The sequence below is a fragment of the Rhodococcus erythropolis NBRC 15567 genome, assembly GCF_001552595.1.
Lineage (GTDB): Bacteria > Actinomycetota > Actinomycetes > Mycobacteriales > Mycobacteriaceae > Rhodococcus_F > Rhodococcus_F erythropolis.
The window spans coordinates 41,452-63,461 of the sequence record NZ_BCRM01000018.1 but is presented as its reverse complement, the minus strand read 5'-3'; the positions used below and the strand labels follow the sequence as shown (position 1 = coordinate 63,461).

Genomic DNA, 22,010 nt, shown 5'->3' with positions numbered 1-22,010 from the left:
GGAGTCCGTGATCTGAACCGGGTTTCGGCGCGGTCAGCGCTGGGCACATTCCAAACACGATGGCGAGGAGTGAGGTTCGATGACAGAACAAATGCTGGTCGACGCAACCGTCGGACTCGGGTTCGAGCGGTACGTACAACGGGTGGCGGTCGGCGTGGGGGCCGGCATAGAGCAATGGTGTTGCAGGCGCGAGCATCCTCTGGAGGCCTACATCGCGTTGGATCGAACTGTGCCGCGTTTCCCTGGGCGTGAGGTGGCGTTGCTGTGGGAGGAGACGTGCGGTTGGGCCCTGGCCGTGGAGACTCGTTCAGGGGAGGACCTCATCGTTCTCGGATATCTGGGCGAACACGCAGTGCCGACCCCGGACGCCGTCGCCGACTTTGCCGCGACACTGGGCACGCGCAGCCCGCACTGGGTCATGAACAGGCCACTGGCGGATTCGGACGAGACCGCGCGAGAACTACGGAGCTACTCCGGAAGTGCTTACGCCTGAATAGTATTGAGGTCCGATCAGCTCAGTTGACCACATCCAGGATGGGATCGAGAACCGGAGTCGCTGTAGCCTCGACGGCAGGATCGTCCATGAGTTTGAAAACGATGTGACCGCCGAGCGCGCCACCGACACCGACCGCGGTGAGGCCCAGCACCGACAGAACTCGCGCCAGCGCGAGTGAATCCTTGCCGCGCAGCCAGTACGACGCGGCAAAAGACCAGATCCCCACAGCATTCGACGCGGCGTGTACCAGCCCCACACGGCGTGCGACGTCGCCACGTTCGGACCAGTCCAGCCAGCCCGTCAGCAAAGCCGGCGGCGTCGAGACAAGCCCGAGCCCGATCAACCGTCGTGCAGTCTGCGGATCGCCTGACACGTCGAAGATCAGCGAAGCCGTCCACGCGCCCGCGGGAATGGTCACGAGGGCGGGATGGATGGGATGCCCGACGAGGGCGCCGCGCAGAAGTGCGGTGACAGTACGCGATCTGTCGGATCGCTCGGTGATCTGGAGGATTCTGCGTCTGATGCCAGTGGACGGACCGTCCAGTCCGCGCGCCGATTCGATTCCGCGGTAAAGAGTTCCGATGTCCATGCAATTCGGCTACCCGGCGTAGACGTCGGGAAACCTCACGACAGGAGTGTCTTGTCGACCGTCATGCTCCGGCGTACGGTCGAAACGAAAGAGATCCGACCGGAGGAGCGAACGATGAAGCTCAATCTCTTTGCAGCGTGGGCGTCGTATTTCCTGGTGCTGGCCACAGTTGTCTGTCTCGGCAGCTTTCTCGTGGCCGCCGGTTCAGGGCACGGTGGTTGGGCGTTGATTGCCGGGCTCGCCGGCGTCGCGTCCATCGGACTGGCGGTTGCCCTGTACACCAGCACCGTTCATCACGACCACAAAGTGCACCGCGAATCCCCACACCTGTTCTGATCAGGACTGCTTCTGATCAGGACTGTGCCAGTCGCGCCTTCTCCGCCTCGATGTCGAAGTTGGCAGGCGGCCAGTCGAGATCGAGCTTTTCCAGAGCGTCGATCAGTAGCTCCGTGACCGCAATTCGGCTGTACCACTTCCGATCACACGGCACGACGTACCACGGCGCGTGCTCGGTCGACGTCTTGTCGAGCATTGCCTGATACGCCTGTTGATATGCAGGCCACAAACCGCGTTCGGTCACGTCACCCGGGTTGTACTTCCAGTACTTGTCCGGGCGGTCGAGCCGCTCTTCGAGCCGCTTCTTCTGCTCGTCGAGCGAGACGAACATCGCCACCTTCACGATGGTGGTTCCGGCGTCGACGAGTTCCTTCTCGAACTGGTTGATCTCGTCGTAGCGCGCGCTCCAGACATCCTCAGGGACAAGATCGTGGACACGCACGACCAGGACATCCTCGTAGTGGGAGCGATCGAACACACCAAGATAGCCGCCGCGGGGGAGTTCCTTCTTGATCCGCCAGAGGTAGTGATGTTGCTTTTCCTCTTCGGTCGGGACGCCGAAGGCCGCGTGCTGAACTCCCGAAGGATCCACGTGACCGATCACGTGTCGGACCATGCCACCCTTGCCTGCGGTGTCCATTCCTTGCAGGACCAGCAGGATGGAACGGCTGTCCCCGGACCTGCCGTTGGCGTAGAGCAACTCCTGCAGGTCGGACAGGACCGCGCCGCGCTCCTCGAGTAGACGTTCGCCGTCAGCTTTGTTTCCGGTGAATCCCGGAGTGCTGTTGCGATCGAGTTGATCGAGTTCGAACCCGGGCTCCGCCCGCAGTGTCTTGGCGGCCGGTGTTTCCCACAGCGAGTCTTGTGCCATGCCGAAAGAGTGCCACAGGATCGACCCCTGTGGCTCGAAAGTTCGGTCTCGGGCGAGTCAGTCCTCGGCAGGCTTGACGAGGGGATGCGGAACCGACTTGAACTTGGCCGGTGATCCGTTGACCGCAGCAATGCCGGTGATGCCGCCCCACGTCATCATGGTGAGGTAGTCGATCAGCGATTCTGCGGACATCGACTTGTTGGAGATCCACCAGTGCGTCGCGAGCTGAATTCCGCCGACGATCCCGAACGCCCACGGCAGGGAACCGCCGGAATCCATCTCCATCTCGCGAAGACGATTGCCCAACACCGTGGAGAGCAATTCGGCGATCATGCGCTCGGAATCGGCAACGACGTCGCGGTTGGCGCCGGCGCCGTTGGCCATGACGTAGAGGTAGATGTCGGGGTCGGATGCCACCGTCTCGACGTACGCGGTGATGCTGGCCTGGGTGAGTTCGAAATCGTCGAGATCACCGCTGATCGCTTCGTAGATACGCGGCGACAGGATGGTCTCGACGTACCGCATCATCGTGGCGGTGGTGAGGTCGCTCTTGTCGGCGAAGTACCGGTAGAGCACGGTCTTGGACACACCGATCTCGGAGGCGATCTCGTCCATGCCGATCTCACGGCCGCGTGCCCGGATAGCAGCGATGGTGCCGTCGACGAGTTCCTCGCGGCGAGCGATCTTGTGTTCGCGCCACCGACGCTTGCGACCGTCGGATTTCTCGGGCTTCGCATCAGCAACGACTGGGCCGTCTACCTGCTCGTTGTCCTGCACGGCATTCTTGGCCACGAGTCATCTCATATCTGTGGTGCGAGCCACGTCCGATCGGTCTACTTTCTGGTCCAGCTTAATGTCCGTGCCTTTATCTCGGGCACTCACATCCGCGGTTCGGGGGATTAAGTCCTAGCGAATCGGACATCGTGTCGCTCGCGCTACGCCGCGTCACACCTTTCGGCACAATGGCGAGGGTGCAGCAACTGAGCCTCTCCGCCTTCGACGACGCCGCCAAGCGTCGGGACCTTCGCAAGATGAAAGTCTTCGCCACTGGCCTCCTCGGCTTCGCGACGGTGGTCTACATCTTCTGCCGGTGGCAGGAATCCCGCGGCGCCGGAGAGTGGGTCGGGTACGTCCGGGCCGCGTCCGAGGCGGGCATGGTCGGCGCGCTTGCCGACTGGTTTGCCGTCACCGCGCTCTTCCGTCATCCGATGGGGCTTCCCATCCCGCACACTGCCATCATCAAGCGTAAGAAAGACCAGCTCGGAGCCAGTTTGAGCTCGTTCGTCGGTCAGAACTTCCTGGCTCCCGAGGTTGTGTCGGCCAAGGTGCAGCAGGCGCAGATTCCGCTCCGCCTCGGTACGTGGATGGCTGAACCTGCCAATGCCGCTCGCGTCGCCGCCGAGACGTCGACGGTATTGCGCGGGATGGTCGAGGTTCTTCGCGACGAGGACATTGCCCAGATCATCGACAACACGATCGTGAAGCGGCTGGCCGAGCCCATGTGGGGACCGCCGATCGGCCGAGTGCTCGGGGAGTTGCTCAAGGACAACAAGCAACTGCCGATCATCGAATTGCTTGCCGAGCGCGCGCATCAGTGGGCACTCGGCAGCCAGGAGACGATCGACCGTGTGATCGTTCGCGATTCGCCGGCGTGGTCGCCGAAATTCGTCGACGCGATGCTGGGGGAGAAGATCTACAAGGAACTCGTCGAGTTCACCTGGAAGGTCCGTTCCAACCCGGAACACGAGGTACGTCTCGCCGCCAACCGCTTCCTGATCGACTTCGCCGATGATCTGCAGAACGACCCGGAGACCATCAAGAAGGCCGAAGGGATCAAGGCGGAGATCATGGGCCGCGAGGAAGTGACGGGTCTGGCGTCCTCGACGTGGCAGGTCGCCAAGCGCCTCATCATGGAGTCGGTCGACGATCCGAACAGCACCCTGCGGACCAAGGTCGCCGAGAACGTGGCCGGCTTCGGAATCAGGCTGCGAGACGACGAATCCATGCGTGAGAAGGTCGACGGCTGGCTGGTGCAGGGCACCAAGTACATCGCGGAGAACTACACCGACGAGATCACCGGAGTCATCAGCGACACGGTCGAGCGGTGGGATGCCGACGAAGCGAGCCAGAAGATCGAGCTGCAGGTCGGTCGAGATCTTCAGTTCATCCGTATCAACGGCACCGTTGTCGGATCTATCGCCGGGCTGCTGATCTACACGATTTCGACGCTCATCTTCGGCTGAGCTGTCCGGTATGTGACGTCCACCACGAGTGCTAGCAGTAGTGCTTGCAATAGTTAGCACCCTCTCCTATCCTGGGAAATGTCCACTGGAAAGGGAGGACGCAATGCCAGCGAAGTCGACGAACTCCGATGACGGAGATCGTGAATTATCCGGTGCCGCAGCCGGAGCAAGCGACTTGGCAGCTCGCGTCGTCAGCTCTGCGGCACACGACATCGGGGGGTTCATTCGTGCACAGCGGGAAGCCGCCCAAGTTTCGATGCGCCAACTTGCTCAACTCGCCGGCGTCAGCAATCCGTATCTGAGTCAGATCGAACGCGGATTGCGCAAACCGTCGGCAGACGTACTGGCGCAAATTGCCAAGGGTCTTCGGGTCTCATCAGAAGTCCTGTACGTCCAAGCGGGATATCTCGAACAACGCCCGCACAGTCCCATCAGGGACGCGGTGTTGGCCGAGACGGCCATCAACGAACGGCAGAAGCAAGTACTGCTCGAAATCTACGACTCGTTCTGTCGCGAGAACGAGTCGTCCAGACCAGCCGCAGCGCCCGATTTCGCTGAATCGGCCGCAATTCCAGACACCGAGACTTCACTAGGAGAACAAGATGACTGACAAGAACGCCATCGACAGCGTCAAGACCTCGCTCTACGCCGCTGTCGGCGCAGGCGACCTGGTTGTCCAGGCCGTGGCCGATGTAGTCGCTCAGGTTCGTGAGCGCGCCGAGAACACCCAGGGTGACGTCAACGGCCGTGTCGACGGTGCCCGCGAGAAGCTTGCTTCCGTTCAGGGTGACGTTGCCGAGAGCGTCGAGGCACTGCGCGAGCGTCTCGCCGGCCTGCCGTCCGAGCTGCCCGAAGAGCTCGCCGAGCTGCGAGAGAAGTTCGCACCCGAGGAACTCCGCAAGGTCGCCGAGGCATACCTCAAGGTTGCCGGCGATCTGTACAACTCCCTCGCAGAGCGTGGCGAAGACGCAGTCGAGCGCATCCGCAAGCAGCCCGCAGTCGAAGAGGGCATCGCTGCTGCAGAGTCGGCACTCGGCGACGCCGTCGAGCTGACCGAAGATGCACTCGGAACCGTTGCTCGTCAGACGCGCGCCGTGGGCGAGCAGGCTGCCAAGCTGGCCGGCCGCGCCGCCGGACGCATCTCCGACACCGCAGAAGAGGTCGGCGAGAAGATCGCTGACGCCGGCGAGAAGATCGCCGATGCAGGCGACGAGGCTGCACTGAAGGTCCTCGACCTCGGTGACCAGGCAGACGAGGCTTCCAAGGAAGCTGCCGCTCGCGTGACCGCTGCTGCGTCCGACGTCCAGGAGCGCGCAACCACCGCCGCCAAGAAGGCTGCTCCGGCCAAGGCTGCACCGGCCAAGGCTGCTCCGGCCAAGGCCACCGCGCCGGCTCCGGCCAAGAAGGCTGCTCCGGCCAAGAAGGCCTGATTTTGCCCAGCTCCACCTGACGAAGGCTCCCGCGCTCAGCCGAGTGTGGGAGCCTTCGTGTTCGTCGGGAACCGGATGAGAACTTAGGATGTAGTTGTGACTCAAGTCGATGGGCTAGTCGGTCTGATCTTTCTCGCACTGAAAGTGCTCGCGTTGGTGGGTGCTGTCTACGCGATCGTTCATGCCGTCAGGCAGCGTCCGGACGCCTTTACCGCGGTCAACAAATTGACCAAGCCGATCTGGCTCGGAATTCTGATCGTTGCGGCGTTGATCCTGCTGGCGACATCCCCAGTCGGTCTCCTGGGCATCATCGCGGTTGTTGCAGTGTGTGTATATCTCGTCGACGTTCGACCGCGCGTGGACGACATCCAGCATGGCGGTTCCCGCTGGTAGTGGGCCGCGGTTTCTGCTCATCCGGTGACGCGGTTCCAGGTCACCGTGTGTTGCCCCACTCTTCGCTCCAACGCTGACAACGCGCGTTGTTCGAGTGATAGTGTCGGTTAACGGCAGTCACACATAGATTGCATCCGTCTGTCGTCAGCAGCAGTCAGGGGTAAATGCATGTCCAGTCGTTCGCGCACCACAGAGCTTCGAGTACTGGCAGGCGCCGTCGGGGTGGGAGCACTCGTTGCGGCAGTCGCTGGGATCCGTCATCGGCGATCCACGCGCGGGTTGACTCTTTCGAGCGACGTCGAGCCCAACGCACTCCTGAAGACTCCGACGCTCAAAGCTGATATCAGTGAACTGACCACCGACGACGGTGCGATCATCAATGTCCGGGCTTACGGTCCCGTCGACGGCGATCCGATCGTTCTCAGTCACGGCTGGACGTGCTCAACCGAATTCTGGTACCCGCAGGTCAATGCGCTTGCCGGTGAATATCGCGTCATCACCTACGACCAGCGCGGTCACGGACGCAGCACCGTCGGTAATCTTCCGCTCGGCCCGGACGTCCTCGCCGACGACCTTTCTGCCGTGCTGGCAGCCACGGTTCGCGAGGACAAGAAGGCGGTCATCGTCGGTCACAGCATGGGCGGGATGAGCATCATCGCCTGGGCTGGTCGTCACCCCGACGAGGTCAAGAAGTACGCGTCGGCGGTCATGCTCGCGAGCACCGCGAGTGAAAGGTTGATCGCCGAGACCACGGTCATCCCACTGCCCAATCGCTTTCCTCGGGTGCCGGTCCCCGTGGGCCGCGCCATCCTCAGTTCGCCCGTTCCGTTTGTCTCCTCGGGCGCCATGACGAAGGCGATCCAGTACGTCTCGATGTCACCGAACGCGACCAAGGCCGAGATTCAGTTCTGCGAGAACATCGTTCGTGAGTGCAAGCCGCGTATTCGTGGCGGTTGGGGAGCAGCGCTGAGCACCCTCGACATTCACGAGGGACTCGACAATCTCGAAGTGCCGACCACCGTGCTCGTCGGTTCGCTCGATCGGCTCACTCCACCGGTCCATGCGCGCAAGCTTGCGCAGGTCCTCGACGACGCCGGCAACCTCGAACGGTTGATCGTGTTGCCGGGCGTCGGTCACATGTCGTCGATCGAGAACATCGACGAGTTCGACAAGGAAATCGTGCGACTGCGCAATCTCTAGCGCAACGCAGCTCTAGCTGAAGACGACCGTCTTGCGCCCGTGGACCAGAACACGATCCTCGAGGTGCCAGCGCAGTCCGCGTGAGAGCACGAGCTTTTCGATGTCTCGACCCTGGCGGACCATGTCGGCGACATCGTCGGCGTGGTCAACGCGGATCACGTCCTGCTCGATGATCGGACCGGCATCGAGTTCGGCGGTCACGTAGTGGCAGGTGGCGCCGATCAACTTCACGCCGCGGGCGAACGCCTGGTGATAGGGGCGGGCACCGATGAACGACGGCAAGAAGCTGTGGTGGATGTTGATCGCGCGGCCGGCCCAGTGCTCGCACAGTGATTCGGGAAGCACCTGCATGAAGCGTGCAAGAACCACGGCGTCGGGGTTGTGGGCGTCGACCAGGGCGCGGACCTTCTCGAAGGACGGTCCCCGTTCGGCCGGGTCCTTGGCGAACGGAACGTGGTGGAAGTCGATCCCGTGGCGCTCGGTGACACTGCGCAGGTCCTCGTGATTTCCGATGACGGCGCTGATCTCTGCCGGAAGTTCTCCGCCCGCGGCGCGGCCCAGGAGGTCATGCAAGCAGTGGCCTTCCTTGCTCACGAGCAGCACGATCTTCTTGGGTGCGCCGGAGTCGTGAAGAGTCCACTCGGTTTCCGGACCGATCTCGGCCGCAACAGCTTTGAACCGTTCACGAAGCTCGTCGATGCTCATGCTCACAGACGACGCACGGACCGCCTGACGCGTGAAGAACCATCCGGTGTCGGCATCGGCGTGGTATGCGGCCTCCACGATCCATCCACCGACGTCGGTGAGAAAGGTCGAGATGCGTGCGACGATGCCCGTGGTGTCGGGGCAGCCGAGGGAAAGAACATAGCGACGATCGTCGATCGAAGGTGCAGCGGTCATGCGGCCTAGTCTCTCAGGTGCGGCTGCGGCGACGGTCGCGTGGTGGTGTGCCAAGCTTTCCATCATGTCTGAAGCTGCACTCACTCGTTCCCAGGTTGCCGCGATGGTGGACCACACTCTCCTCAAACCCGAAGCCACCGCGGCCGATGTGACCGCCCTGATCGACGAGGCACGCAGCCTCGGTGTGCTGGCCGTCTGCGTCTCGCCGTCGATGTTGCCGATTCGCGCCGACGGACTGGTGACGGCGGCCGTCGTCGGATTCCCGTCGGGGAAGCATCATTCACTGGTCAAGGGTGCCGAGGCGCGACTGGCCGTCGATCAGGGCGCAGCCGAGATCGACATGGTCATCGACGTGGGGGCGGCGGTCGCGGGCGACTACAGCGCTGTGCTCGCAGACATCCTCACCGTCCGTGAGGCGATGGGGGAGAGTGCGATCCTCAAAGTGATCCTCGAAACCGCTGCTCTGTCCGACGAGGCCATCGTCGAATGCTGCCGCGCGGCCGTGCGCGCCGGGGCGAATTTCGTCAAGACCTCCACCGGATTCCATCCCGCGGGTGGGGCGACGGTCGAGGCCGTCGAACTGATGGCACGGACGGTCGGCCCAGGCGTGGGAGTCAAGGCCAGTGGCGGAATACGTACGACGCAGGCAGCACTCGACATGATTGCGGCCGGCGCCACCCGTCTCGGATTGTCCGGAACCCGAGCAGTATTGGACGGTCTGACCGACTAGGTCAGCAGGCCGCAGCTGTCCGGCACCGCCGAGGCGTTCTGGTTGTTCGCGTCGGCGACGGGCATGGCGTAAGCGCCGCCCTCCAGTGAGATCTGGATTGCGTCGTCGGTGACGGTCAGCTTGGTGGGCTTCATGTCCAGCGGGTACGTCTGCAGGCTGTCGGTGAGTGTCTGGACGATGCCGTCGACCAGGTCTGTCGGCAGACCTAATCCGAGAATCTCGGCGCCGACGGTCTGAACGTCGACCACACCGTTGGTGACGGTGGGCTTGACCGTGAGCTTCGCGAGCCCGACCGGTCCGACGTCGAACGCGAGTGTTCCGGCGCTCGAGTCGGCGGTGACGCCGGAGACGAGGCCACCGAAGGTCTGCTCCTGCAAGGTGGCGAGAATGCCTGCGGTAGACCAGGTGACGTCGGCGCTGGAGCTGCCGATGGTGCCGCTGTTACCCGCCGAGGGCTGCAAGTTGATGTCGTTCACCTTCGCGTGAACCTGCATGCCCGTTGCGGGGCCGAACGAAGAGTCGTCACTGTCGATGCTGATGTACGGCACCTTCTTGTCGACTGCCTGCAGGAGTACGGGCTTCCAGCTCAACCCGACGTCGACCTGGGATCCCAGTTCGCTCTGGAACTGATCGGCCATGCAGGTCTTCACCTGGTTGCGTACGTACAGTTCTCCACCGACGAGTGCCGCCACGAGCACGGCGATCACCACGAGAAGGATGACGAGCACTCGGTTGCGCGGACGAGGGTTGTTCGCTGCGACAGTCATTCGCCAGATTCTTCCCGACGAGTCTGAACGAACTCTGTGAATACGCACTTCCTCATTCCTGTGATGCGCGACACAGTCGCCCGTAGTCTGTTCGAAACGGCGTTTTCGACGGTCACCGGAGGTGGTCATGGCTTCGGACTACGAATCACTCGAGCTGCTTGCGCTGCGACAGTGTGGATTTGTCACGGCTCTCCAAGCGTCCGAACTGGGTTTCGGTCTGGCGTCGATGGAGGAGATGACGGAATCCGGAACATGGACATGTGAGTGCCGCGGACTCTTTCGCCTCGAACGCGTCAGACATACTGCCTTGGACGAATTTGCGAAGTGGTGCACGTGGTTCGCCGGTAGCGCCACCGTCTCGCATTACAGCGCCGCAGATCTGTATGGCCTCGGGCACCTGCAACCTCGCTTCATTCATCTCTCGACAGCGCACCCACTCGCGGCGCCGACCCGCCAAGTCGCCCTGCACCGACTGCCGCTCGCGGACGACGAGTGCGAACAGATCGGGCCCATCCGCATCACCACGCCTCTGCGTACCGTGCACGACCTCGCTTCCGGTGGAATTTCTCAAGTCCTGCTCAACGAAGTAGTCGCCGATGCGGTAGCGATAGGTCGACTGGACGCGCACGAGTTGTATCTCTCGTGTGAAAACGCGAGCATCGACGTTGCCGTCCGAGTGGAGTTGGCGCTCGCCGCAAGCCTGTAGTCGAGATTGATTTTCTATGCTTCTGCGACCTTCTGGCATCACGTTCGAAATCGAATATGACACCAATATCAGAGATTTGAAATGCGCTACTTCGGGGCGAATATTCTGACTTCAGTGCAGGTGGAGCGATATCTGGACCAGTACTTCGGGACTTTCGACCCATGATCGCTGCAGCTTGGTGATGTCGGCGATGAACTAATTCGGCGAAAAGCGTAGTTACTTTACAGTCAATGGGATAACGTCACGGCATCAAAAGCAGACGGACGCTTGTCCTGGACGGCTGTCTGCTCCCGTGTGCGAGAGGGATGTGGATGTCCGTGAGTGGTGTTCGTCGTGTTGTCGGTGGTTTGAGTGCGTTTGCTGTTGCTGCGGGTTTCGCGGTGGTTGCGGGTGTCGGGGTTGCTGGTGCGGCTCCGGTGACGGCTGAGTTCAATTCCGATGGGTACAAGGTGACTCGGACGATCAGTAACGGCACGCCGTCCGAGGGTGATGTGATCACGTCGAAGACGGTGTTCAAGCGAACTGCTGGGGTTCACAATCTGTATGCGGTGCGCGATTTTCATCCGGCGTGTATGACGTATGTCGATGGTTCGGCGACGGTGAACGGTAGTGCGTTCCGTGTCAACGAAGTGGCTACTGATTCTGTTCGGTTGAGTGCGGGTGCTACGGAGTGGCCGATGTGGGGCGGTGACGTCAAGACGTTCGAATTCCAGTATCGCGTCGGCGCGGATTGTGCTCGTGGTACCAATTTGTCGACGACGGTGCATTTCGACGGGACGGTGTTCGTTGACGACACGACGAATGGTCGTGGCCCGTCGATCAATGTTCAGAAGAACGTCTCGACGACGGCCGTGTCACCGGTCAGTGGCGCTCAGGTGGGGCAGCCGGTGACGTTGAGTGCGACGGTGACCGGTGGTGCCGACGGTGATTCGGTGGAGTTCTTCGACGCAGGTTCCAAGATCGGTGCGGGCGCGCTCGCCAATGGTGTTGCAACACTTGCCTGGACACCGACCACCCGTGGAGACCACTCGATCACAGCGAAGTTCGCCGACACGGCGCGTGCCGTCGGTTCCGCTTCGGCAGCGCTGATCGTGAACGTTTCGCAGGCCGATGCTCAGTCCAGTACGACGCTGGCGCCGATCTCGGGCGCGCAGGTCGGCAAGTCGACCACTCTCAAAGCGACTGTGTCCGCGTCGGGCACCGGTGGAACGGTCACGTTCAAGGTCGGCGGAACGGTGCTCGCTTCGGTGCCGGTGGCAGGCAACGGTGAAGCGACCTACGCCTGGGTTCCGACGGTTGCCGGTGCGCAGAACGTCGAGGCTGTGTTCGCCGGCAGATCCGGCGTCACCGGGTCGAGTACCACCGCGAATGTGACAGTCGCCGAACAGCCCGCCGGAACAACAAGCTCCACAACAGATCTCAGCGTAGTAGCGGGGCAGGTCGGCGTTGCACAGACGATCTCCGCTCAGATCAGTCCTGCAAATGCCGGTGGCACAGTCACCTTCAAGGACGGTGAGACCGTCATCGGCACGGCTACGGTCGATTCATCCGGAAAGGCCAGCCTTTCGTGGAAGCCCGCAACTCAGGGACAGCGAATTGTCTCGGCCGAGTACTCGGGCGCCGGCACGGTGACGGCATCCTCCGATCAGGTCTCCGTCCAGATCGCCGCACCGGTCGACGGTGAAGAACCAGGCAACGGCACCGGTTCGCTCGGCAGCCTCGGCAACATCTTCGGCTCCTAGCAATCGATACCCGGTGATGCCCCGCCCGCTTCAGGTGGTGGGGCATCACCCATATCCCTCACTTCTCGAGAAGGAAAATCTATGTCTGTAGGTTCTGCACGTCGTGCAGTTGCAGGTTTGAGTGTGTTTGCTGTTGCTGCGGGTTTCGCGGCGGTTACGGGTCTCGGGGTTGCGGGAGCTGCGCCGGAGACACCGGGTTCGTTGACGTGGAATGCGAACAACTACGAATACACGCGGACGATCAGCAATGTGACTCCGTCCGAGGGCGAGACGATCACCGTGAAGACTGTGTTCAAGCGGAAGAACATCGTCGTGGATTACCTGTATGCGATCAAGGATGTTCATCCGACATGTCTGACGTACGTCGAGGGTTCGGCGAAGGTGAATGGTTCGACGCGGAGTGTCGAGTCCAAGGGTGCTGATTTTGTTCGTGTGAAGGGGTCACTGACAGAGTGGCCGCTGTACAACAACGACTCGAAGACTTTCGAGTTCAAGTACACGGTGGGCGCGGATTGTGCGCGTGAGGTGCCGTTGGATACTTCGGTGCATTACAACGCGTCAGTGACGAGTTCCGATTTCCAGAACAAGGGCCCGGCGGTGACGGTGTCGAAGAACATTTCGACGACGACGCTGTCACCGGCCAGTGGCGTGAAGTTGGGACAACCTGTTCCGCTGAGCGCGACGGTGACCGGTGGTGCTGACGGTGATTCGGTGGAGTTCTTCGACGGTGTCGCCAAGATCGGTGCGGGCGCTCTTGCCAATGGTGTTGCAACACTTGCCTGGACACCGGCTGACGTCCGAACACACAGCGTGACGGCCAAGTACCTCGGAAATGCAAAGGTGGCGACCTCAACGTCGTCAGCTGTCGACGTCGTCGTGTCCGAAGCGGACAAGAGCACCGCCACCACGCTTACCGGTCCCGCAAGTGCAGTTGCAGGTGAGTCCGTGACCGTCGAGGCTACGGTGTCGCCTACTCCGGCGGGTGGCACGGTGCAGTTCAAAGACGGTGCAACCGACCTCGGCGGCGCCGTTACCGTCGATGCCAACGGCAAGGCGTCGCTGACGAATTCCTATGCAGAAGGCGCGCATTCGATCGTGGCGGTGTACTCCGGTTCCGGTGTCTACCAGACTTCGACGTCGGCGCCCCATGCGCTGACAGTCGCTCCGGTGGTGGTCGAGGAGAACACAACGACCACCCTCGTCGGCCCGTCGACGGCGTCGACCGGTGAGGCATTGTCGTTCACTGCCTCTGTCTCGACCGGTGTTGCAGGTGGCACCGTGCAGTTCAAGGAAGGTGGCAGGGATCTGGGCCCCTCGGTTCCAGTGGACGCCACGGGTAAGGCGACAACCATGCCGACCTTCAACGTGGCGGGCGAGTACAGCATCACCGCAGTATTCTCGGGTTCGGGCAACTACCTGGGTTCGACGTCCAACACCCAGACGGTGAACGTCAAGGCGCCGGCTCCCACCGACCAGCAGACCGAGACGGTCTTGACCGTTCCGGCGGATGCAAAAACCGGTACGGCAGTTGGTCTGTCCGTAACTGTCACGCCGACGCCGGTGGGCGGCACAGTGCAGTTCAAGGACGGCTCGGGCAATCTCGGCTCGCCGGTGCCGGTCGTCGAGGGCAAGGCGTCGATCATGCACGAGTTCGCGAGCGTCGGTACTCACGACATCACGGCCGTCTACTCGGGTGCAACAGGATTCCTCACCTCTACCTCGGCCGCTCACTCGGTTTCGGTCACGGCTCCGGCCGCGGAGGATCAGGAAACGTCCATCACCGTGAGCGCTCCGGCGTCAGCGGTCAAGGGCGCGAAGGTTGATCTCGTTGCGGCAGTGGCACCTACGCTCAGCGCAGGAACGGTTCAGTTCATGGACGGAACCACCCCGATCGGTGGACCGGTTGCGGTGGTGAACGGTAAGGCCACGCTCTCGCACACCTTCACCGAACTCGGAGATCGCCGAATCACCGCGGTGTTCAGCGGAACCGACGGCTATCTCGGTTCCGAGACCCAGGCCGCAGTCACCGTCAAGGTCACGGCAGAGTCCGACGGCGGCGATCCCGGCAACGGCGGCAGTTCGACAGGTTCGCTGGGAAGCCTGGAAAACATCTTCGGGTCCTAGCTCGACGCCTGCACACAGACGCCTCGCCGCGGAGACCTCCTCCGCGGCGAGGCGTTTCCCGTCTGCGAGTTCAGGGGTTCGGCGCTACGACATGCCATGGCACCGTCAGGATGCAGTCGCGAAGACGTCGTCGCGCGGGTTGCACGGGAATTCCTTGCGCCCGAAGAATTTCCAATGCGGCAGCCCAGCGGTGCCGAGGTCCGAACGAGGCGTGTGGCGCAGCGGTGGCCCAGGCTCGATCGGCCGCGCTGAGCAGCGCGTGGATCGGCTCACCTGGAACGTTGCGGTGAATGAGAGCCTTCGGGAGACGTTCCGCGATGTCGGAAGGACGCTCGATGTCGAAGGGGTCCCAGGCCAGTGTCAGGGTCAATGGACGATCGGCGTCGAGAAGCACCCAGGCGCAACGCCTTCCGAGCTCGTCGCAGGTTCCGTCGAGTAGCAGTCCGCCGGGGGCGAGGCCGGACTGAATGTGCGCCCACGCAGAGTCCACGGCGTCTTCCGGATACTGCCGGAGGACGTTGAAGGCGCGTACGAAAACGGGTGTGAGACCGGCCAGTTCGAATCCGCCACGGGCGAAGCTGACACCGTCACGACTCTCGACCACGCGAGCGGGGTCGATCTCGAGCCCGATGACGCGTCGATCCCGCCGGACAGCGGTGAGGCGGCTTGCCATCTCGAAGGTGGTGTCCGGCCTCGCCCCGTACCCGAGGTCGACGATCAACGGATCGGCCGCATTGTTCAGGGCGCGAGCGATAGTGCGGTTGTGGACGATCCACCGGTCACTTCGTCGCAGTCTGTTGATCCCCGTCGTGCCACGGGTGATGACCCCCTCGATCTTCGGGGGTGGAGCCTTCTTCACGTCGGCTTCAGCGTGCGGCGAGCCAGGTCGCGGTGACCTGGGCTTCGGTGCGGAACAGATCGACGAGGTTGATGAGCATGAGCTGTTCCAACTTCGCGCCGATGAACGGTATGAAGACCTTCGCCTCGGACGTGGTTCGCAGCGTGGACCCGGTATCGGTCGCGAACAACTCCATGGTGCCGGACAGATTCCCCGGCCCGGCCGGGATGGACGCTTCGTACGTTCCGGTCACGGTGTCGCCGAAGGCGCCGTACGACTCCTTGCGCGTGATGACCAGATCCTTCTTCATCACCGTCTGAGCAATGTCCGGCAAATCGGTGCGCGGGAGAATGTGGTGCAGCACGAGATCGATTCCGGAATCGGTGACCTCGAAATGTTCCACATGGTTCTCGGAATGCTTGCGCATCTCCTCGACGCGGGCCTCCCAGTACGAGCGGTCCGCCAGTGCCGCGTAGACCTGCTCGGGGGAGTGCTGATAGCGGGCGGAGTAGTCGATGCGGCGAGCCATGATCGGAAAGAATACCTGTTACGCGCTGTGACAAGCCAAATTGGCCGTATCCACAACTATCGCCGCCCGCAGGTTTTTACTTCGCGATCCACTCCCGGGTGAAGTCCTGTTCGGCCTGGATGAGCCGGACAACCTCGTCGACGATCGCGCTTTCGATCTTTCCGCCGAGGAACGGGATCTTGACCTCGACCTCACCCTCGATCTCGAGAGTGGCGGAGTTCTCGTCGCCAGTCAGGACCTGCGTGCCCTCGATACGGGCGGGAACACCGTCGACGTGGGCGGAGAAGGTGCCAGTGGCCTTGCCGTCCTTGAAAGGAGCCATCGTCTCACTGCGCTTGATGACGATGTCGCCGTTGACGACCTTCGACACCATGCTCGGGAGATGCTCGGCGGCGATGATCTGCGACATCGTGACCGCGACGGTCTCGTCGCGAACGGTCAGCTCTTCGATCGCCGCGCCGGGACCGCCGACAGCGACGATTCGGTCGCGCCAGTACTGCTCGGAGGTCACCGCCTCATGGACCTTCTCGGCGGGGACTGTGTACTTCGACGAATGCTCGATGCGACGGCTCACGATTGTGGAGGCTACCGTTTATCGATGTGTGGGACGTAACCATTGGCAGACGCGTCGTGGAATCAGGCGCTTTCGTGTCCGAGAACGTTGACTTGTCGGGATTGACGACGCTCCGAATCGGGGGACCGGCGCGGCTGCTCGCCGAATGCCCGACGACGCAGTCGTTGATCGACGTCGTGACGCTGCTCGATCGCGAGCAGATCCCGACGCTGATTCTCGCCGGCGGATCGAATCTCGTGATCTCGGACGCGGGATTCGACGGAGTTGTCGTTCGTGTGGCCAACACCACCGTGAGCCTCGACACGGACCGCGTCATCGCCGAAGCGGGCGCAGTGTGGGACGAAGTAGTCGGCCAATCCGTCGCCGCGGAACTGGGCGGCCTCGAATGCCTGTCCGGGATTCCGGGCTCGACCGGTGCGACGCCGGTTCAGAACGTCGGCGCGTACGGCGTCGAGGTGGGCTCGCGGCTCCGGCAGGTTCAATTGCTCGACCGACGCAGCGGCGAAGTGTCGTGGGTCGAACCGTCGAAACTCGAGTTGGGCTACCGGTCGAGTGTTCTCAAGCATTCCGATGCAGCAGTGGTTCTCGCCGTCGAATTCGATGCGTCGACCGACGGATTGAGCGCCCCGCTCGCGTACCGCGAACTGTTCACCGCACTCGGGGCCGAGGAAGGCGAGCGGTTGCCTGCGTCGCAGGTCCGCGAGGCGGTTCTGGGATTGCGGACAGGCAAGGCGATGGTGCTCGATCCGTACGACCACGACACGTGGAGCGCGGGTTCCTTCTTCACCAACCCCGTGGTGCCGGACGACAAGCTGCCCGCTGTGCTCGGAGCAATAACCGAACAGCTCGGAGACGTCACCGTGCCGCAGTTCCCGGGCAGTGGTGGAACCAAGCTCTCGGCCGGATGGTTGATCGAACGGGCCGGATTCTCCAAGGGTTATCCCGGTGAAGATGCACCGGCCAGGCTGTCGACGAAACACACCTTGGCGTTGACCAACAGAGGGTCGGCAACGAGCGCGGATGTGGTCTCGCTCGCGCGGACGGTTCGCGACGGCGTCGAAGCCGCGTTCGGCGTCCACCTGGAACCGGAACCGGTAACTGTGGGCTTCACCATCTGATTCCTGACGGAGCCCGCAGGTAGCCTGTTGAAGTGCATGAGCTGGGTGGTCGGAGAAGTCGTTCGCGTCTTGTTGCGTTGGTAGCTGTATTGCTCGCTGTGATGGTGGCCGCTGTCGGCTGCACGATCGGTGGCAAGGACGGACAGGGCGGTGCGGCGGCCGCCGAACCAGCACCTGTTGCGACCGTGGTGTCGACGCCGGCACCCGGTACCAAAGACGTCAGCCCGGTCGCGCCCGTCTCGGTTGCGGTGACCCAGGGAACACTGGCCGACGTCAATCTCAGCAACGCGGCCGGTAAGGCCGTCGCCGGACAACTCTCGCCTGACAAGACGACGTTCACCGTCAGTGAGGCACTCGGCTACGGCACCACGTATTCGTGGTCGGGCTCGGCAACCGGAACCGACGGCAAATCTGTGCCAGTGCAGGGGAGCTTTACGACGGTCGCCCCGGAGTCGACCACCGGCGCCACCCTCAACATCGCCGACGGCCAGGAAGTTGGTATCGCGGCACCGATCACGTTGCAGTTCGACAACTCCGTCGTAGACAAGGCGGCCGTCGAGAAGGCGCTTGTCGTGACCACCGTGCCGCCCACCGCCGGATCGTGGGCATGGCTGGCCGACGACAACGGCGGATCACGGGCCCATTGGCGACCGGCCGATTACTGGGTGCCGGGCACAACTGTCCATCTGGACGCCAAGCTCTACGGCTTGAACTACGGCGGTGGCGCGTACGGCGACCAGGATCTCACGCTCGACTTCACGATCGGTCGTAGCCAGATCGTGAAGGCGAACGCGCCGAGCCACCGCATGCAGGTGGTGCGAGACGGTCAGACGATCATGGACATTCCCGTCAGCTACGGCGAGGGAAACGAACCTCGAAACGTCACGCGCAGTGGCATTCACATGGTGACGGAGAAGTACGAAGACTTCATGATGTCCAATCCGCCGTTCTACGAGAACGTGCGTGAGCGTTGGGCGGTGCGCATCTCCAACAACGGCGAATTCATCCACGCCAATCCTGAGACCACCGGGGTACAGGGCTCGTCGAACGTCACGAACGGTTGCATCAACCTGTCGACATCCGACGCGCAGGAATACTTCGGAACCGCCCTCTACGGTGACCCCGTCGAGGTGACCGGCACGTCGATCGACCTGTCGCCTGCGGACGGCGACATCTACGACTGGGCGATCGATTTGCCGACCTGGAAGTCGATGTCTGCACTGGCGTAAGTCTCTACTGCTGTGAACCGAGAAATCCGTCGACGAGCGGAACCATCCGGGCGTTGCTTGCGTCAATACAGGTAAGCGCTGTCGGCTCGGGGGAGTCTGACGGGGATTTCGACGTCAGGGGGCAGCGGTGGGCATTCCATTTCTGGAAGATGTGCTTGGCAGGATCTCCGAAGCGACGCATGCCGTCCCGTCCGGCGTGGCGGCGTTGCCAGTTGTCGGCGCTCCCATCGCGAGCGCAGTCGCTACATCTGCTCTGGTGCAATCCGTAACCGACGACCGCGGCGCGTTCGACGACGAGATGGCTGTTGCGACCGCCGACGCCGATGCAGAGCGCGCACGAGCCTGGGGTGAGCGCGATGCCCTCACCGCCCAGACGTCATCGCTCGAGTACAGCGAACATGCAATCGTGGACGACGATCCTTTCGATGCGATGTCGCACTCCGAAATCTTCAACCACGTCAACGAGATGAATCCGGCAACCCTGAGTGCAATCGGTGAGGCCTGGAAGGCAATTGCCGGCCGGGTGGAATCTGGCATCGGGAAGTTCCAGAACGATGTGAACGGTGCAATCACCGAAGGCTGGCAGGGGCGCGGCGGCTCGGCTGCGTTGGAAGCAGTGCTGGCCTACTCGGCTGTTGCGGGTGAGCTGAAGGTGCGGGTCGATCTGATCTCGAACAAGATCGAGGAGGCGAAGATCGCACTCGACGAGGCCAAACGCTCGATTCCGGCACCCGACGGCGCCTCGACGGTCGAGAGGTTTCTCAGCCTGGTTCCCGGGGCTACGTGGAAGCAGGCCCAATACGAAGCGGAAGAAGCCGAACGTCAAGCGCGCCAGGTGATGAAGGACGTGTATCTGCCGTACATGAAGCGTGCGGACGACCAGGTGCCGATCCTCCCGGCCGCTTTCAATCCGGTCACCGGCAGTGGCGGGGCTGGAAGTGGCGGGGCTGGAAGTGGCGGCGCATTCGGTGGTGGTGGTTCCGGCGGAGGTATGGCCTCGGGAACGGGGAACGGGCTCGGCGCGCCATCGGCGTCGGGTGGCGGAGTTGGTGGAGGAGTGGACGGTGGAAACTCCGGCGGTGCAAATCCGGCCGGAGACGGTTCCGGTCAGAACCCTTTAGGCCCCAATTCCGGAAATGGTGACAACCGTAGTGGTGTTGACACCCAAGGGAATTCCGGTGCCGACGCCGCCCGGTCCGCAAACGATTCCGGCCCGGCCGGGACCACCGCGGCACATGCCGGTCCACTGTCCGCCGGTGCAGCGCCGGATGGCCTTGCCCGTGCAACTCCGAATGGTGCTCAGCTCGGTTCCGGCGTGCCGTCAGGCCTGGTGGGTAGCGGTTCGGGTGGAGGTTCTGCCGGTGGAATCGGTACCGGCGGCTTCGGGCCAGGTGGAGCCCTCGGACCTGGCGGCCCTGGCGGCGGCGGTGGCCTCGCCGGTGGCGGACGTGGGGGAGTCAACGGAACTGGCGGTACTTCGGCGACGGGCGCGCAGAGCGGTCGGGGCGCGATGGGTGGCGTCGGCGGCATGGCACCGGGACGAGGGCAAGGGCAAGACGAAGACAACGTTCACGACACCCCCGGCTACCTCGTCACCGTCGAGAACGGTAACGCCCTGATCGGCGACCTACCCATGGTCTCCCCGGCGGTACTGGGCGAATGACCACCATGCAATGGCAGTTCACCGGCCTCGAATTCCAGATTCTCTGGGAAGCGGTCGGACGTGACCGACTCCCGTACCCGCTGCGGTTTCGTCCGGCGGCCGACACCATGATCGAGTTGACAGCGGCGCGACGTCGAGCGGGAGCGCACCTGTCTGCCGTGCTCGACGATCGGCTGCATCACGTTCTCGGTGCTCTTGCGAATCCTGATGCTCGTGTGGAGGTTTCCGGTTTCCATGGGCAGAAGATGAGTACGGTGACGCGATTGCACGGTGTTGTTGCCGGCGACCTGGGTGTGCTCCTGACTCAACTGCCCGGCAGGACTGTCGACTGTGGCTCCGACGTGGTTTTCACCGTGGCACGCCCATCGGCAATTCCGCGGATGCTCGTCGATCACCTGCCGACCTGCCCCGCTGGATCGGAGCGTGGCCTGAACATCGAAAGGCCGAAAACTGCCGGGAGGCAGAGCTTTCTGAGCAGCGCAGCCGGTGCGCGCGGGAGCGAGGAAGTGAGCAGATTCTTCGGCCGAGAGCGGACCTCGATCGGTGAAGTCACCGCATACCCGGGAGGAGCCGTCGACAGCAGGCCGACAGACGACGGAATAACATTCCACTGGTACGACTATGCCGGCGACGGTCGGTACATCATCACCGCGGGTGAAACCGTGAGTGCCCGCGGCGCTTCCGCGGAAGTGACGGAGGCCGAGATTGCACGCAATCTCGACTCCGTCCTCCGTCAGTCGATTCGCCCGAGGCTCTAGCTGTTCGGTGCGATTCGAACTAGCTGGTGGTGCGATGGAACCGACCGGGGCTTGCCTGATCCCGCGGCTTGACGATGATCTGATCGAGGTTCACGTGTGACGGCCGGGACGCGACAAACCCGATGATCTCGGCGATGTCCTGCGCTACCAACGGTGTGATTCCCTCGTACACCTTGTCGGCCTTGTCCTGATCGCCCTCGAACCGGACGAGTGAGAACTCCGTCTCGACGGCTCCCGGCGCGATTTCGGTCAGTCGAACGGGCTTACCCAACAGTTCACCGCGCAATGTCCGATGAAGGACGGCTTGAGCGTGTTTGGCGGTGGTGTAGCCCGAGCCGTTGTCGTATGCCTCCAGCGCGGCCACCGAGGTGATGGTCACGACCAGACCGTCACCCGAATCGATCAGCTTGGGCAGCAGTGCCTTCGTCACACGCAACGTGCCCAGGACATTGGTCTCCCACATCCACCGCCAGTCGTCCAGATCGGCGTCCAGGACTGTTGCCAGACCCTTTGCACCACCCGCGTTGTTGACCAACACGTCGACACGGGGGACCACGGCCGCGAACGCGTCGACGGAATCCTCGTCGGTGACGTCGAGTTCGAGAGCGGTACCACCGATCTCCTCGGCGATCTTCTCGAGACGATCGACGCGGCGAGCACCGATCACGACGTGGAATCCCTGAGCTGCCAGGGTGCGGGCGGTGGCCTCACCGATTCCGGAGCTGGCTCCGGTGACTACGGCGATGCGGGCATCGGAAGAAATGGTCATGATGC

24 protein-coding genes are annotated in these 22,010 nt (G+C 62.8%); 15 read left to right on the top strand and 9 right to left on the bottom strand.

All coding sequences use genetic code 11. The annotated features are described in order from the left end of the window. The first annotated feature begins 79 nt into the window (after window positions 1-79). Complete coding sequence (locus RE4_RS21165) at window positions 80-493, top strand: DUF6292 family protein (RefSeq protein WP_003941464.1); 414 nt, start codon at window positions 80-82, stop codon at window positions 491-493. A gap of 22 nt (window positions 494-515) precedes the next feature. Here the strand turns inward: RE4_RS21165 and RE4_RS21160 are convergent, their stop codons facing one another. After that, window positions 516-1,085, bottom strand: a complete 570-nt coding sequence (locus tag RE4_RS21160) for a DUF2231 domain-containing protein (protein WP_060939287.1) — start codon at window positions 1,083-1,085, stop codon at window positions 516-518. A gap of 114 nt (window positions 1,086-1,199) precedes the next feature. On the opposite strand from RE4_RS21160, the gene RE4_RS21155 reads away from it, so the two are divergent. Continuing rightward, on the top strand, window positions 1,200-1,421 hold the full coding sequence (locus tag RE4_RS21155) for a hypothetical protein (protein ID WP_020968904.1): 222 nt from the start codon (window positions 1,200-1,202) through the stop codon (window positions 1,419-1,421). Between the two features lie 16 nt (window positions 1,422-1,437). Here the strand turns inward: RE4_RS21155 and RE4_RS21150 are convergent, their stop codons facing one another. Both RE4_RS21150 and RE4_RS21145 read right to left on the bottom strand, forming a co-directional pair. Continuing rightward, a complete protein-coding gene (locus RE4_RS21150) occupies window positions 1,438-2,292 on the bottom strand; it encodes a polyphosphate kinase 2 family protein (RefSeq protein ID WP_019744420.1) in 855 nt (284 codons plus the stop codon). A gap of 57 nt (window positions 2,293-2,349) precedes the next feature. Continuing rightward, on the bottom strand, window positions 2,350-3,084 hold the full coding sequence (locus RE4_RS21145) for a TetR/AcrR family transcriptional regulator (RefSeq protein WP_003941527.1): 735 nt from the start codon (window positions 3,082-3,084) through the stop codon (window positions 2,350-2,352). Window positions 3,085-3,254: 170 nt separating this feature from the next. Between RE4_RS21145 and RE4_RS21140 the strand changes: the two genes are divergently transcribed. The 5 genes from RE4_RS21140 (at window position 3,255) to RE4_RS21120 (ending at window position 7,558) form a co-directional block, all read left to right on the top strand. Beyond that, window positions 3,255-4,535, top strand: coding sequence for a DUF445 domain-containing protein (locus RE4_RS21140; protein WP_046378191.1), 1,281 nt, complete (start codon window positions 3,255-3,257; stop codon window positions 4,533-4,535). A gap of 103 nt (window positions 4,536-4,638) precedes the next feature. Beyond that, the gene (locus RE4_RS21135; protein ID WP_019744418.1) at window positions 4,639-5,145 is read left to right on the top strand and encodes a helix-turn-helix domain-containing protein; all 507 of its coding nucleotides are present in this window, start codon (window positions 4,639-4,641) and stop codon (window positions 5,143-5,145) included. Then, window positions 5,138-5,965, top strand: coding sequence for a heparin-binding hemagglutinin (locus tag RE4_RS21130; protein ID WP_019744417.1), 828 nt, complete (start codon window positions 5,138-5,140; stop codon window positions 5,963-5,965). The genes RE4_RS21135 and RE4_RS21130 overlap by 8 nt, the downstream gene beginning before the upstream one ends. 96 nt (window positions 5,966-6,061) lie before the next feature. Further along, window positions 6,062-6,358 (top strand): DUF2516 family protein, encoded by a 297-nt coding sequence (locus RE4_RS21125; protein ID WP_003941505.1) that lies wholly within the window; start codon window positions 6,062-6,064, stop codon window positions 6,356-6,358. 168 nt (window positions 6,359-6,526) lie between these two features. Next, window positions 6,527-7,558, top strand: coding sequence for an alpha/beta fold hydrolase (locus tag RE4_RS21120; RefSeq protein ID WP_021333908.1), 1,032 nt, complete (start codon window positions 6,527-6,529; stop codon window positions 7,556-7,558). A 12-nt stretch (window positions 7,559-7,570) separates the two neighbouring features. On the opposite strand, the gene purU is transcribed toward RE4_RS21120, so the two are convergent. Next, a complete protein-coding gene (purU, locus tag RE4_RS21115; RefSeq protein WP_003941509.1) occupies window positions 7,571-8,458 on the bottom strand; it encodes a formyltetrahydrofolate deformylase in 888 nt (295 codons plus the stop codon). Between the two features lie 64 nt (window positions 8,459-8,522). Between purU and deoC the strand changes: the two genes are divergently transcribed. Then, the gene (gene deoC, locus RE4_RS21110; protein WP_024488037.1) at window positions 8,523-9,188 is read left to right on the top strand and encodes a deoxyribose-phosphate aldolase; all 666 of its coding nucleotides are present in this window, start codon (window positions 8,523-8,525) and stop codon (window positions 9,186-9,188) included. Here deoC and RE4_RS21105 read toward each other — a convergent pair. After that, window positions 9,185-9,955 carry an LmeA family phospholipid-binding protein gene (locus RE4_RS21105; RefSeq protein WP_029254824.1) on the bottom strand — a complete coding sequence of 257 codons (771 nt, stop codon included), beginning with the start codon at window positions 9,953-9,955 and terminating at the stop codon, window positions 9,185-9,187. The genes deoC and RE4_RS21105 overlap by 4 nt on opposite strands. Window positions 9,956-10,082: 127 nt before the next feature. Here RE4_RS21105 and RE4_RS21100 point away from each other — a divergent pair, with 127 nt between their 5' ends. From RE4_RS21100 to RE4_RS21090, 3 genes are all read left to right on the top strand, one after another. Further along, complete coding sequence (locus RE4_RS21100; RefSeq protein WP_019744413.1) at window positions 10,083-10,661, top strand: type IV toxin-antitoxin system AbiEi family antitoxin domain-containing protein; 579 nt, start codon at window positions 10,083-10,085, stop codon at window positions 10,659-10,661. A 311-nt stretch (window positions 10,662-10,972) separates the two neighbouring features. Next, entirely contained in the window at window positions 10,973-12,403 is a 1,431-nt protein-coding gene (locus RE4_RS21095; protein ID WP_060939317.1) for an Ig-like domain-containing protein, read from the top strand. Window positions 12,404-12,484: 81 nt separating this feature from the next. Continuing rightward, a complete protein-coding gene (locus tag RE4_RS21090) occupies window positions 12,485-14,527 on the top strand; it encodes an Ig-like domain-containing protein (RefSeq protein ID WP_060939286.1) in 2,043 nt (680 codons plus the stop codon). Between the two features lie 70 nt (window positions 14,528-14,597). On the opposite strand, the gene RE4_RS21085 is transcribed toward RE4_RS21090, so the two are convergent. The 3 genes from RE4_RS21085 to RE4_RS21075 form a co-directional block, all read right to left on the bottom strand. Next, window positions 14,598-15,386: a hypothetical protein gene (locus RE4_RS21085; protein WP_019744410.1), complete on the bottom strand. Its 789-nt coding sequence runs from the start codon at window positions 15,384-15,386 to the stop codon at window positions 14,598-14,600. A gap of 7 nt (window positions 15,387-15,393) precedes the next feature. Further along, window positions 15,394-15,894: a DUF2505 domain-containing protein gene (locus RE4_RS21080; RefSeq protein WP_019744409.1), complete on the bottom strand. Its 501-nt coding sequence runs from the start codon at window positions 15,892-15,894 to the stop codon at window positions 15,394-15,396. A 76-nt stretch (window positions 15,895-15,970) separates the two neighbouring features. Next, window positions 15,971-16,468 (bottom strand): DUF2505 domain-containing protein, encoded by a 498-nt coding sequence (locus tag RE4_RS21075; RefSeq protein ID WP_019744408.1) that lies wholly within the window; start codon window positions 16,466-16,468, stop codon window positions 15,971-15,973. Between the two features lie 74 nt (window positions 16,469-16,542). Between RE4_RS21075 and RE4_RS21070 the strand changes: the two genes are divergently transcribed. The 4 genes from RE4_RS21070 to RE4_RS21055 all read left to right on the top strand — a co-directional run bounded on the left by RE4_RS21070 (window position 16,543) and on the right by RE4_RS21055 (window position 21,236). Continuing rightward, on the top strand, window positions 16,543-17,586 hold the full coding sequence (locus RE4_RS21070) for a UDP-N-acetylmuramate dehydrogenase (protein ID WP_020906754.1): 1,044 nt from the start codon (window positions 16,543-16,545) through the stop codon (window positions 17,584-17,586). A gap of 32 nt (window positions 17,587-17,618) precedes the next feature. Next, window positions 17,619-18,815 (top strand): L,D-transpeptidase, encoded by a 1,197-nt coding sequence (locus RE4_RS21065; RefSeq protein WP_029254827.1) that lies wholly within the window; start codon window positions 17,619-17,621, stop codon window positions 18,813-18,815. A 127-nt stretch (window positions 18,816-18,942) separates the two neighbouring features. Beyond that, window positions 18,943-20,478: a hypothetical protein gene (locus RE4_RS31775; RefSeq protein ID WP_060939285.1), complete on the top strand. Its 1,536-nt coding sequence runs from the start codon at window positions 18,943-18,945 to the stop codon at window positions 20,476-20,478. Beyond that, window positions 20,475-21,236: an ESX secretion-associated protein EspG gene (locus tag RE4_RS21055; protein ID WP_029254829.1), complete on the top strand. Its 762-nt coding sequence runs from the start codon at window positions 20,475-20,477 to the stop codon at window positions 21,234-21,236. The genes RE4_RS31775 and RE4_RS21055 overlap by 4 nt, the downstream gene beginning before the upstream one ends. 19 nt (window positions 21,237-21,255) lie before the next feature. On the opposite strand, the gene RE4_RS21050 is transcribed toward RE4_RS21055, so the two are convergent. After that, window positions 21,256-22,005, bottom strand: coding sequence for an SDR family NAD(P)-dependent oxidoreductase (locus RE4_RS21050; RefSeq protein ID WP_003942076.1), 750 nt, complete (start codon window positions 22,003-22,005; stop codon window positions 21,256-21,258). Window positions 22,006-22,010: the final 5 nt, after the last annotated feature.